This window comes from Citrobacter sp. MGH 55 (assembly GCF_016906145.1).
Taxonomy (GTDB): domain Bacteria; phylum Pseudomonadota; class Gammaproteobacteria; order Enterobacterales; family Enterobacteriaceae; genus Citrobacter_A; species Citrobacter_A amalonaticus.
This window is the reverse complement of sequence record NZ_CP070239.1, coordinates 3,354,091-3,365,987: the sequence shown is the minus strand read 5'-3', so window position 1 is coordinate 3,365,987 and position 11,897 is coordinate 3,354,091. Positions and strand designations below refer to the sequence as shown.

The window sequence follows — 11,897 nt, the reverse complement described above, 5'->3', positions numbered from 1 at the left end:
CATTAATCTCCTTTCAGGCAGCTCGCATACTGGTTCGCTAGTTGGTTCAAGAACGCTGAATAGCTCGTTTTACCCAGTTTGATGTTTGTCCCGAGGGGATCCAACGTTCCCATTCGAACGGATGTCCCTCTCGCAACGGCTTCAACGACCGCTGGCCTGAACTGTGGCTCAGCAAAAACGCAGGTTGCTTTTTGCTCAACCAACTGTGTTCTTATTTCATGTAAACGCTGCGCACCAGGTTGTATCTCAGGGTTGACGGTGAAGTGACCCAATGGAGTGAGTCCGTAGTGTTTTTCGTAATAGCCATAGGCGTCATGAAAAACGAAATACCCTTTGCCCTTGAGCGGTGCGAGCTCGTTACCGACCTGCTTATCGGTTGCGGCTAATTGTGCCTCAAAATCCTTCAGGTTGGCGTCAAGTTTGGCTCGACTTTGCGGCATAAGTTCCACTAATTTTTCATGGATTGCAACCGCTGAGGCCCGCGCTATCTCTGGGGAGAGCCAAAGATGCATGTTGTAATCACCATGATGGTGATGTGCGTCACCTTTTTCGCCGTGGTCATGATCGTGGTCGTGCTCATCATCATCATCGTCAGCCCCTTTCATGAGCAACGGTTTCACGTCTTTGAGTTGCGCAATCGTTACCTGTTTAGCGGCGGGAATGTTGCTGACGGACTTTTCCATGAACGCTTCCATTTCCGGCCCAATCCAGACAACTAAGTCCGCGCCCTGTAAGCGTTTTACGTCAGATGGACGTAGTGAATAATCATGTTCGGATGCCCCATCCGGAAGTAAGACTTGGGTCTCCGTGACGCCATCAGCAATGGCAGAAGCAATGAACCCTAATGGCTTGAGAGAAGCGACAACGGCGGCATTTGCCGCCTGTGTTGCACTGCCCCAAAGAGCGGCGGATAATGCAGCGAAAAGAAGCGTATTTTTATGTAACATAATGCGACCAATCATCGTAATGAATGTGAGAAATGTGATATTATAACATTCTATAACTTCTGCAAGACTAAAATTGACATGACGACTTTGGTTTCACTGGAAAATGTCTCGGTCTCGTTCGGCCAGCGCCGCGTCCTTTCTGACGTTTCGCTTGAACTGAGACCCGGAAAAATTTTAACGCTACTCGGCCCAAATGGCGCCGGGAAGTCAACGCTGGTTCGCGTCGTTCTCGGACTGGTCGCCCCGGATGAAGGGGTGATCACGCGTAATGGTAAGCTGCGAATTGGCTACGTTCCGCAGAAATTGTATCTCGATACCACCCTGCCGCTTACCGTCAGTCGTTTCTTACGCCTGCGCCCCGGTACGAAGAAAGATGACATCCTGCCGGCCCTGAAACGTGTACAGGCCGGGCATCTGATTGACGCGCCGATGCAAAAGCTCTCCGGCGGCGAGACGCAGCGCGTCCTGTTAGCGCGCGCGCTCCTCAATCAGCCACAGCTTCTGGTGCTTGACGAACCCACTCAGGGCGTAGATGTCAACGGCCAGGTCGCGCTGTACGACCTTATCGATCAGTTACGTCGTGAGCTGGATTGCGCCGTGCTGATGGTGTCCCATGACCTGCATCTGGTGATGGCAAAAACCGACGAAGTGTTGTGTCTGAATCATCACATTTGCTGTTCAGGTACCCCTGAAATCGTTTCCATGCACCCGGAATTTATCTCGATGTTCGGCCCTCGCGGCGCGGAGCAACTGGGAATTTACCGTCATCATCATAATCACCGCCACGACCTGCAGGGTCGTATTGTGTTGCGCCGGGGAAATGGTCAATCATGATTGAATTATTACTGCCTGGCTGGTTAGCCGGGATCATGCTGGCCTGTGCGGCGGGTCCACTGGGTTCATTTGTCGTCTGGCGTCGGATGTCTTATTTTGGTGATACACTGGCACATGCGTCGCTGCTCGGCGTCGCTTTTGGCCTGTTGTTGGATGTGAACCCTTTCTATGCGGTCATTGCCGTAACGCTAATGCTGGCGACAGGCCTGGTCTGGCTGGAAAAGCGCCCTCACCTTGCCATCGATACGCTGCTTGGCATTATGGCGCACAGTGCGCTGTCGCTGGGCCTGGTCGTGGTCAGCCTGATGTCGAATATTCGCGTGGATCTGATGGCTTACCTGTTTGGCGATCTGCTGGCGGTTACGCCGGACGATTTGATCTCTATCGCCATGGGCGTGGTGATCGTGCTGGCGATCCTCTTCTGGCAATGGCGCAACCTGCTGTCAATGACCATCAGCCCCGATCTGGCATTTGTTGACGGGGTGAAACTGCAGCGCGTGAAGCTTTTACTGATGCTGGTGACAGCCTTAACCATTGGCGTGGCGATGAAATTCGTCGGGGCGCTGATCATCACCTCGTTGCTGATTATCCCGGCAGCTACGGCGCGTCGTTTTGCGCGGACGCCGGAACAGATGGCTGGCGTTGCAGTAGGAACTGGAATGATAGCGGTTACAGGTGGGCTGACCTTCTCGGCCTTCTACGACACCCCTGCGGGCCCATCAGTGGTGCTGTGCGCCGCACTGCTGTTTATCTTCAGCATGATGAAGAAGCAGGCAAGCTGACGGGTATGTTGCCGGATGACGACGCCAGCGCGTCTTATCCGGCCTACGTGAATTTGTAGGCCAGATAAGCGCAGCGCCATCAGGCATCAAGGCATTTCCGGTGGCGTAATGCCAAAGTGGTTCCAGGCGCGTACTGTCGCCATTCTTCCGCGCGGCGTGCGCTGCAAAAAACCTTGCTGAATCAGATACGGCTCCAGCACATCTTCAATGGTTTCACGCTCTTCACCGATGGCTGCCGCCAGGTTATCCAGCCCGACCGGCCCACCAAAGAATTTGTCGATCACCGCCAGCAGCAGCTTGCGGTCCATGTAATCAAACCCTTCCGCATCCACGTTCAACATATCCAGCGCCTTAGCAGCTATATCGGCGGAAATGGTGCCATCATGCTTCACTTCGGCAAAATCCCGTACGCGCCGCAGTAGCCGGTTGGCGATACGCGGCGTACCGCGTGCGCGACGCGCCACTTCCAGCGCCCCTTCCTCGCTCATCTCCAGCCCCATAAAGCGCGCGCTGCGCCCAACGATATGCTGGAGATCCGGCACCTGATAAAACTCCAGACGCTGCACAATGCCAAAGCGATCGCGCAGAGGAGAGGTCAGTGAACCCGCGCGGGTCGTTGCGCCAATCAGGGTAAACGGCGGCAAATCGATTTTAATTGAACGCGCCGCCGGCCCTTCGCCGATCATAATATCCAGCTGATAATCTTCCATCGCCGGATAGAGCACCTCTTCCACCACCGGCGACAGTCGATGGATCTCATCGATAAACAGTACGTCGTGCGGCTCAAGGTTGGTCAGCATCGCAGCCAGATCGCCCGCTTTTTCCAGCACCGGACCGGAAGTGGTACGCAGATTGACGCCCATTTCATTGGCAACGATATTGGCAAGCGTGGTTTTCCCCAGTCCGGGAGGACCAAAAATCAGCAGGTGGTCGAGCGCATCCCCCCGCAGTTTTGCCGCCTGGATGAAAATCTCCATCTGCGAACGCACCTGAGGTTGACCGATATACTCTTCGAGTAATTTCGGGCGAATGGCGCGATCGGCGACATCTTCTGTGAGTGCGGCACCTGCCGAAATCAGGCGATCTGCTTCTATCATCCTTTACCTCATAACGCGGCGCGCAGGGCTTCGCGGATCAGTGTTTCACTGCTGGCATCCGGGCGAGCGATTTTGCTCACCATGCGGCTGGCTTCCTGTGGTTTATAGCCCAGCGCCACCAGCGCCGCAACCGCTTCCTGTTCGGCATCGTCCGTCGCCGGGCTCGCTGGCGAGGTCAGCACCAGATCGGCGGCTGGCGTAAAGAGATCGCCATGCAGCCCCTTGAAACGGTCCTTCATTTCGACAATCAGTCGTTCAGCCGTTTTTTTGCCAATACCAGGCAGCTTGACCAGCGCGCCCAGTTCTTCGCGTTCGACAGCATTGACGAACTGCTGTGCGGACATCCCGGAGAGGATCGCCAGCGCCAGTTTAGGCCCGACGCCGTTGGTTTTGATGAGTTCTTTAAACAACGTACGCTCTTGCTTATTGTTAAAACCATACAGCAGCTGCGCGTCTTCGCGAACCACGAAGTGGGTAAAGACAACGGCTTCTTTTCCGGATTCCGGGAGCTCATAAAAACAGGTCATGGGCATATGCACTTCATAGCCGACGCCGCCCACTTCGAGTAACACCAGCGGGGGTTGTTTTTCCAGAATGATGCCTCTGAGTCTGCCTATCACGTTACGCTCCTGCGTTGGGCCGAAAGTAAAGCTGTATCATAAAAAAAGGCTGGATAGATATCCAGCCTCATTTGTCATTATCGCAAGCGACCTCGGGCAAGATTGAGGCGTGATTCGCTCATTTGCATCGCATTCTGACTAACATGGCAGTGCGTAATGGCGATGGCCAGCGCATCTGCCGCATCCGCCTGCGGATTCGCGGGCAGTTTCAGCAAGGTTCGCACCATGTGCTGCACCTGACTTTTCTCTGCGCTACCAATGCCAACCACCGTCTGCTTGACCTGACGTGCCGCATATTCAAATACTGGCAGTTCCTGGTTGACCGCCGCCACAATCGCTACCCCGCGCGCCTGCCCCAGTTTGAGCGCAGAATCGGCGTTCTTCGCCATAAAGACCTGCTCGATGGCAAAGTAGTCGGGCTGAAACTGGGTGATGATTTCCGTCACGCCGGCATAAATCAGCTTCAGGCGTGACGGAAGATCGTCGACTTTGGTACGAATGCAGCCGCTGCCGAGATACGTCAGTTGTCTGCCGACCTGACGTATCACGCCGTAACCGGTGATGCGGGAGCCCGGATCAATACCGAGAATGATGGACATCACGCGCCTCCGGTTGTAACGGGATTAAGCCACATCATTCTAATGTAGCGGCAACCTCATCAGAGATTTCACCGTTGTGATAAACTTCCTGCACGTCGTCACAGTCTTCCAGCATGTCGATCAGACGCATCAGTTTCGGTGCGGTTTCCGCATCCATTTCCGCTTTGGTCGACGGGATCATAGAGACTTCTGAACTGTCGGCTTTCAGACCGGCGGCTTCCAGTGCGTCACGCACTTTACCCATCTCTTCCCATGCCGTGTAGACATCAATCGCGCCATCATCGAAGGTCACCACGTCTTCCGCACCCGCTTCCAGTGCCGCTTCCATAATGGCGTCTTCATCCCCTTTCTCGAAAGAGATGACGCCTTTTTTGCTGAACAGATAGGAAACAGAACCATCCGTGCCCAGGTTACCCCCGGTTTTGCTGAAGGCGTGACGCACTTCGGCAACGGTACGGTTACGGTTGTCAGACAGACATTCAATCATCACGGCAGTGCCGCCAGGGCCATAACCTTCATAGATGATGGTTTCCATGTTCGCATCATCATCACCACCCACGCCGCGGGCGATTGCACGGTTCAGCGTGTCACGGGTCATGTTGTTAGCCAGCGCTTTGTCGATAGCCGCACGCAGACGCGGGTTCGCATCCGGATCGCCGCCGCCCAGTTTGGCTGCTGTCACCAGCTCACGAATAATCTTGGTGAAGATTTTGCCGCGCTTCGCATCCTGCGCCGCTTTACGGTGTCTGGTGTTGGCCCATTTACTATGACCTGCCATAAATATTTCCTCAAAAAAGCACGCCCTCTCAGGCGATGTTAATCACAAATTCTTCAATCGCCTGCCGGTTGCTCCATGACTTGGTGAGCGCCGCCGCAGCTGGCGCATCAAGCCACTGGTAGGCCAGATGTTCGCTAAAAACGATCTGACGCTCGTGCGGCAGCGCAAGGCAGAACCAGGATTCTGTATTGCGCAACACACCCGGTGCATAGCGATGACGTAAATGAGAAAAAATCTCAAACTCCACCGTGCGCTGACAGTCAATTAAGGTCAGTTGCTCAACCGCAACGTCAATGGCGACCTCTTCCTTTACTTCGCGCATGGCGGCCTGCGACGTGGTCTCTCCCTCTTCCACACTGCCGGTAACCGACTGCCAGAATTCAGGATCGTCGCGTCGCTGTAACATCAACACCCGTTTCGAGTCCTGTGCGTAGATAACGACCAGAACCGAAACGGGACGCTTATACACTTTATCCTTCACGCTATCTCGTTGTTGGCTGCCTTCGCTCATCCCATACATAGTGTTAGCTATGATCATGGGAACTCACTCCGTTGCCGCCGCGAGGTAGCGCGAATGATTTCGTGTATATCAGCCATATCAGTTTTTCTCTTCCTTCTTCACCACGTCGATACCCAGTTCAGCCAGTGCTGCCGGGTTCGCGATGCTCGGCGCTTCGGTCATCAGACACGCCGCAGCGGTGGTTTTCGGGAAGGCAATTACGTCACGAATATTATCGGTGCCGGTCAGCAGCATGGTCAAACGGTCCAGACCGAATGCCAGACCCGCGTGCGGCGGCGTACCGTATTTCAGTGCGTCGAGCAGGAAGCCAAACTTCTCACGCTGTTCCTGTTCATTGATGCCCAGAATGCCAAACACGGTCTGCTGCATTTCACCGCTGTGAATACGCACGGAACCACCACCGACTTCGTAGCCGTTGATCACCATATCGTAGGCATTCGCCACCGCGTCTTCCGGCGCCGCTTTCAGTTCTGCAGCCGTCATGTCTTTCGGTGAGGTGAACGGGTGGTGCATCGCGGTCAGGCCGCCTTCGCCGTCGTCTTCAAACATCGGGAAGTCGATGACCCACAGCGGCGCCCATTTCGTTTCGTCAGTCAGACCCAGGTCTTTACCCAGTTTCAGACGCAGCGCGCCCAGCGCGTCGGCCACGACCTTCTTGTTGTCCGCACCGAAGAAAATCATATCGCCATCCTGCGCGCCTGTGCGCTCAAGGATGGCTTCCACGATTTCCGCATTGAGGAATTTCGCCACCGGGCTGTTGATACCTTCCAGACCTTTCGCTCGCTCGGTGACTTTGATATAAGCCAGACCTTTCGCGCCGTAGATCTTAATGAAGTTACCGTAGTCGTCGATCTGCTTACGACTTAAGCTCGCTCCGCCTGGTACACGCAGCGCAGCAACGCGACCTTTCGGATCGTTCGCTGGGCCAGAGAACACGGCAAACTCAACGGCCTTCAGCAGGTCGGCAACGTCCACCAGTTCCATCGGGTTACGCAGGTCCGGTTTGTCAGAACCGTAACGACGCTCGGCTTCAGCAAAAGTCATGACCGGGAAGTCACCCAGTTCCACACCTTTCACCTCATTCCACAGGTTACGCACCAGCGCTTCCATCACTTCACGTACCTGTTCGGCGGTCATGAAGGAGGTTTCCACATCGATCTGGGTAAATTCAGGCTGACGGTCAGCACGCAGGTCTTCGTCGCGGAAGCATTTGACGATCTGGTAGTAACGGTCAAAGCCGGACATCATCAGCAGTTGTTTAAACAGCTGCGGTGACTGCGGCAGCGCGTAAAATTTGCCTTTGTGCACACGCGAAGGAACCAGATAGTCACGCGCGCCTTCCGGCGTGGCTTTGGTCAGCATCGGGGTTTCGATATCGAGGAAACCGTGGTCGTCCATAAAGCGACGTACCAGGCTTGTGATCTTCGCGCGGGTTTTCAGGCGTTGCGCCATTTCCGGGCGACGCAGATCCAGATAACGGTATTTCAGACGCGCTTCTTCGGTGTTCACGTGGTTAGAGTCAAGCGGCAGTGATTCTGCACGGTTGATGATCGTCAGCGAAGAGGCCAGCACTTCGATTTCGCCAGTCGCCATTTCGCTGTTAACGTTTTTCTCGTCACGCGCACGCACGGTGCCCGTCACCTGGATGCAGAACTCATTACGCAGTTCAGAGGCCAGCTTTAACGCGTCCGCACGATCCGGATCGAAAAACACCTGCACGATACCTTCGCGATCGCGCATGTCGATGAAGATCAGACTACCAAGATCACGACGACGGTTGACCCAACCACACAGAGTCACCTGCTGCCCCACGTGGGACAGACGCAACTGTCCGCAATATTCTGTACGCATGAGATATCCCTTAATTAGCCGCAGGCGGATTGTCGCCTGTCTTGCAGGCCACGATGTCGCAGCTTTAACTGTATGTCACAACTGAATGAAAAAAGGCGGCTATTATACTGGAAATTCCGCCGCACGATAAGCCCGGTACTGACTGTACGCCTGTTTCCTGGACGGGCATTGCGTATTCTCACAAAAAATAACAAAAATTGTCGCTCGTTACACACCCAATCGCGATTAAGGTGTAATGGAATTTCGATTCTTGACGGGAGTTATCATGTTACAACTGAACGCAAAAACGACCGCCCTGGTCATTATCGACCTGCAGGAAGGGATCCTGCCCTTCGCCGGCGGCCCTCATTCTGCCAATGACGTGGTGGCGCGCGCTGCCCGGCTGGCACAGACGTTTCGTGCTAACGGCTCCCCGGTGGTAATGGTCCGCGTGGGCTGGTCTGATGATTACGCCGAAGCGCTCAAACAACCCGTAGATGCACAGGCACCGGCCCATGCGCTGCCGGAAAACTGGTGGACCTATCCGCCTGCGCTGGGCAAAGACGACAGCGATCTGGAAGTGACCAAGCGCCAGTGGGGTGCATTCTATGGCACGGATCTCGAGCTTCAGTTACGCCGCCGCGGTATCGACACCATCGTACTGTGCGGGATTTCGACCAATATCGGCGTCGAGTCCACCGCGCGTAACGCCTGGGAGCTGGGTTTTAGCCTGGTGATTGCCGAAGATGCCTGTAGCGCCGCCAGCGCCGACCAGCATCAGAACAGCCTGACGCACATCTTCCCTCGTATTGCGCGGGTGCGCAGCACAGAAGAGATCGTCAACGCCTTATGATCTACATTGGTCTGCCGCAATGGTCGCACCCAAAATGGGTGCGTCTTGGCATCACCGGTCTTGAAGAGTATGCCCGCCACTTTAACTGTGTGGAAGGCAACACCACGCTGTATGCGCTGCCAAAAGCGGAGATTGTGGCACGCTGGCACGCACAAACGACGGATGCATTTCGTTTCTGTTTTAAATTCCCGGCGACCATTTCCCATCAGGCGGCCCTGCGCAATTGCGATGATCTGCAGCACGAATTCCTGACCCGAATGTCGCCGCTGGAAAGCCGCATCGGTCAGTACTGGCTGCAATTGCCCGCCACCTTTGGCCCCCGCGATCTCCCGGCGCTCTGGCATTTTCTCGATGCCCTGCCACGGACGTTTACCTACGGCGTCGAAGTCCGTCATCCTGAATTTTTCGCTAAAGGTGACGCTGAACAGCAGCTTAATAGCGGATTGCATCAGCGCGGAGTGAATCGGGTTATCCTCGACAGTCGTCCGGTACACGCGGCCCATGCGCATAATGAAGCCATCCGCGACGCCCAACGCAAGAAGCCGAAACTGCCGGTACATGCAGTAGTGACCGCGAACCATCCGCTGGTGCGCTTTATCGGCAGCGATGATATGCGACAAAACCGGGCGTTCTTTGCCGACTGGCTAAAAAAATTACCGCTCTGGGAACAGGCCACCACACCGTATCTCTTTTTGCATACCCCGGATATCGCGCAGGCTCCGGAACTGGTCGATACCCTGTGGCAGGACTTGCGAGACGTCTTACCAGATATCGGAACTGCTCCGTCCATTCCACAGCAATCTTCTCTTTTCTGAAATTGCCACCTATCATAGACAGTGCCATCAGCCATTTTAAAGGGAGTTTGTATGGTAAGCGCGCTGTATGCCGTTTTGGGTGCGTTGTTGTTGATGAAGTTTTCTTTTGACGTTGTCCGCCTGCGGATGCAATACCGCGTTGCCTATGGTGACGGCGGCTTCAGTGAACTCCAGACAGCCATCCGCATTCATGGTAATGCGGTGGAATATATTCCCGTCGCGTTAGTGCTGCTGCTGTTTATGGAAATGAACGGCGCAGAAACCTGGATGGTGCATATTTGCGGCATTATTCTGCTCGTGGGTCGGCTGATGCATTATTACGGTTTCCATCACCGTCTGTTCCGCTGGCGTCGCTCCGGCATGAGCGCCACCTGGTGTGCATTGTTACTAATGGTGCTGGCGAACCTTTGGTATATGCCGTGGGAGTTGGTTTTCTCCCTGCATTAGCGCACAATACGCCACTTTATTTTTCCCGGATTTTTACGTTATGTCTCACCGCGACACGCTTTTTTCTGCGCCCATCGCCAGCCTGGGCGACTGGACCTTCGATGAACGGGTAGCCGAAGTCTTCCCGGATATGATCCAGCGTTCTGTTCCCGGCTATTCCAATATCATTTCGATGATTGGCATGCTTGCCGAGCGTTTTGTGCAGCCGGATACGCAGGTCTACGATCTGGGTTGTTCGTTGGGTGCGGCGACGCTCTCGGTGCGTCGCAATATCCATCATGAAAACTGCAAAATTATCGCCGTTGATAACTCCCCGGCGATGATCGAACGCTGCCGCCGTCATATCGATGCTTACAAGGCACCCACGCCAGTTGAGGTGGTGGAAGGCGACATCCGCGCCATCACCATCGAGAACGCCTCAATGGTGGTACTGAATTTTACCCTGCAATTCCTTGAGCCGCCGGAGCGCCAGGCGTTGTTGGATAAGATTTATCAGGGGCTGAATCCGGGCGGCGCGCTGGTGCTGTCGGAAAAATTCAGCTTCGAAGATGCGAAAGTGGGCGAACTGCTGTTCAACATGCACCACGACTTCAAGCGAGCCAACGGCTACAGCGAACTGGAAATCAGCCAGAAGCGCAGCATGCTGGAAAACGTGATGCTGACCGATTCAGTCGAAACCCATAAAGCCCGCCTGCGTCAGGCCGGTTTTGAGCACAGCGAACTGTGGTTCCAGTGCTTTAACTTTGGCTCACTGGTGGCATTGAAAGCTGAGGCGAGCGCATGATCGACTTTGGTAACTTCTATCAGCTGATTGCCAAAAATCATCTTGCCCACTGGCTGGAAACGTTGCCCGCGCAGATTGCCGCCTGGCAGCGCGATCAGCACGGTCTGTTTAAGCAGTGGTCAAACGCGGTGGAATTTCTGCCGGAACTGACGCCGTACCGTCTGGATTTATTACACAGCGTGACGGCGGAAAGTGAAGCGCCGCTGAGCCCGGGGCAGATCAAGCGTATCGACACCCTGATGCGAAATCTGATGCCATGGCGTAAAGGGCCATACTCGCTGTATGGCGTGAACATTGATACTGAATGGCGTTCTGACTGGAAATGGGATCGCGTACTGCCGCATCTGTCGGATCTGACCGGTCGCACGATTCTGGATGTAGGTTGCGGCAGCGGCTACCATATGTGGCGCATGATTGGCGCGGGCGCGCATCTGGCTGTTGGTATTGACCCGACGCAACTGTTCCTGTGCCAGTTTGAAGCGGTGCGAAAGCTGCTGGGGAACGATCAGCGTGCGCATCTGCTGCCGCTGGGTATAGAACAACTTCCGGCGCTGAATGCGTTTGATACCGTCTTTTCGATGGGCGTGCTTTACCATCGCCGCTCCCCGCTGGAGCATCTCTGGCAGTTGAAAGATCAACTGGTGAAAGACGGCGAACTGGTGCTCGAAACGCTGGTGGTGGAAGGCGACGAAAACACTGTGCTGGTGCCGGGCGATCGCTACGCGCAGATGCGCAACGTCTATTTCATCCCTTCCGCGCTGGCGCTGAAAAACTGGCTGGAAAAATGCGGCTTCGTTGATGTTCGCATCGCGGATGTCTGCGTGACGACGACCGAAGAGCAGCGCCGTACCGAATGGATGATCACCGAATCGCTGGCCGATTTCCTCGACCCGAACGATCACAGCAAAACGGTCGAAGGCTACCCCGCTCCATTACGTGCCGTATTAATTGCGCGTAAGCCGTGATGTTGTGGGTTGTAGGCCGGATAAGC

Annotated in this window: 14 protein-coding genes; 7 read left to right on the top strand and 7 right to left on the bottom strand. The window is 55.0% G+C overall.

Annotated features, from left to right (window positions below):
* Positions 1 to 2 precede the first annotated feature (2 nt).
* Entirely contained in the window at positions 3 to 947 is a 945-nt protein-coding gene (gene znuA / locus JTI98_RS13680; protein WP_043000362.1) for a zinc ABC transporter substrate-binding protein ZnuA, read from the bottom strand.
* A gap of 78 nt (positions 948 to 1,025) precedes the next feature.
* Here znuA and znuC point away from each other — a divergent pair, with 78 nt between their 5' ends.
* Positions 1,026 to 1,781, top strand: coding sequence for a zinc ABC transporter ATP-binding protein ZnuC (znuC, locus tag JTI98_RS13675; RefSeq protein WP_044257630.1), 756 nt, complete (start codon positions 1,026 to 1,028; stop codon positions 1,779 to 1,781).
* The gene (gene znuB / locus JTI98_RS13670; protein ID WP_044257629.1) at positions 1,778 to 2,563 is read left to right on the top strand and encodes a zinc ABC transporter permease subunit ZnuB; all 786 of its coding nucleotides are present in this window, start codon (positions 1,778 to 1,780) and stop codon (positions 2,561 to 2,563) included. Before znuC ends, znuB begins: the two co-directional genes overlap by 4 nt.
* 86 nt (positions 2,564 to 2,649) lie before the next feature.
* Here znuB and ruvB read toward each other — a convergent pair whose 3' ends face one another.
* The 6 genes from ruvB to aspS form a co-directional block, all read right to left on the bottom strand.
* Complete coding sequence (ruvB, locus tag JTI98_RS13665; protein WP_043000359.1) at positions 2,650 to 3,660, bottom strand: Holliday junction branch migration DNA helicase RuvB; 1,011 nt, start codon at positions 3,658 to 3,660, stop codon at positions 2,650 to 2,652.
* An 8-nt stretch (positions 3,661 to 3,668) separates the two neighbouring features.
* Positions 3,669 to 4,280: a Holliday junction branch migration protein RuvA gene (gene ruvA, locus JTI98_RS13660; RefSeq protein WP_043000358.1), complete on the bottom strand. Its 612-nt coding sequence runs from the start codon at positions 4,278 to 4,280 to the stop codon at positions 3,669 to 3,671.
* A gap of 77 nt (positions 4,281 to 4,357) precedes the next feature.
* On the bottom strand, positions 4,358 to 4,879 hold the full coding sequence (gene ruvC / locus JTI98_RS13655; protein WP_000022509.1) for a crossover junction endodeoxyribonuclease RuvC: 522 nt from the start codon (positions 4,877 to 4,879) through the stop codon (positions 4,358 to 4,360).
* Positions 4,880 to 4,913: 34 nt separating this feature from the next.
* Positions 4,914 to 5,657 (bottom strand): YebC/PmpR family DNA-binding transcriptional regulator, encoded by a 744-nt coding sequence (locus JTI98_RS13650; RefSeq protein WP_043000357.1) that lies wholly within the window; start codon positions 5,655 to 5,657, stop codon positions 4,914 to 4,916.
* 28 nt (positions 5,658 to 5,685) lie between these two features.
* Positions 5,686 to 6,138, bottom strand: a complete 453-nt coding sequence (nudB, locus tag JTI98_RS13645) for a dihydroneopterin triphosphate diphosphatase (RefSeq protein ID WP_044257809.1) — start codon at positions 6,136 to 6,138, stop codon at positions 5,686 to 5,688.
* A 117-nt stretch (positions 6,139 to 6,255) separates the two neighbouring features.
* A complete protein-coding gene (aspS, locus tag JTI98_RS13640) occupies positions 6,256 to 8,028 on the bottom strand; it encodes an aspartate--tRNA ligase (protein WP_044328622.1) in 1,773 nt (590 codons plus the stop codon).
* Positions 8,029 to 8,293: 265 nt separating this feature from the next.
* Between aspS and JTI98_RS13635 the strand changes: the two genes are divergently transcribed.
* The 5 genes from JTI98_RS13635 to cmoB are packed head-to-tail and all read left to right on the top strand — an operon-like array spanning position 8,294 to position 11,871.
* Positions 8,294 to 8,860, top strand: a complete 567-nt coding sequence (locus JTI98_RS13635; protein WP_090049244.1) for a hydrolase — start codon at positions 8,294 to 8,296, stop codon at positions 8,858 to 8,860.
* Positions 8,857 to 9,675, top strand: a complete 819-nt coding sequence (locus tag JTI98_RS13630) for a DUF72 domain-containing protein (RefSeq protein WP_181627573.1) — start codon at positions 8,857 to 8,859, stop codon at positions 9,673 to 9,675. The genes JTI98_RS13635 and JTI98_RS13630 overlap by 4 nt, the downstream gene beginning before the upstream one ends.
* Positions 9,676 to 9,726: 51 nt before the next feature.
* Positions 9,727 to 10,122 carry an MAPEG family protein gene (locus JTI98_RS13625; protein ID WP_042318401.1) on the top strand — a complete coding sequence of 132 codons (396 nt, stop codon included), beginning with the start codon at positions 9,727 to 9,729 and terminating at the stop codon, positions 10,120 to 10,122.
* A 40-nt stretch (positions 10,123 to 10,162) separates the two neighbouring features.
* The gene (cmoA, locus tag JTI98_RS13620) at positions 10,163 to 10,906 is read left to right on the top strand and encodes a carboxy-S-adenosyl-L-methionine synthase CmoA (protein ID WP_043000353.1); all 744 of its coding nucleotides are present in this window, start codon (positions 10,163 to 10,165) and stop codon (positions 10,904 to 10,906) included.
* Positions 10,903 to 11,871 (top strand): tRNA 5-methoxyuridine(34)/uridine 5-oxyacetic acid(34) synthase CmoB, encoded by a 969-nt coding sequence (gene cmoB / locus JTI98_RS13615; protein WP_216081373.1) that lies wholly within the window; start codon positions 10,903 to 10,905, stop codon positions 11,869 to 11,871. The genes cmoA and cmoB overlap by 4 nt, the downstream gene beginning before the upstream one ends.
* Positions 11,872 to 11,897 lie beyond the last annotated feature (26 nt).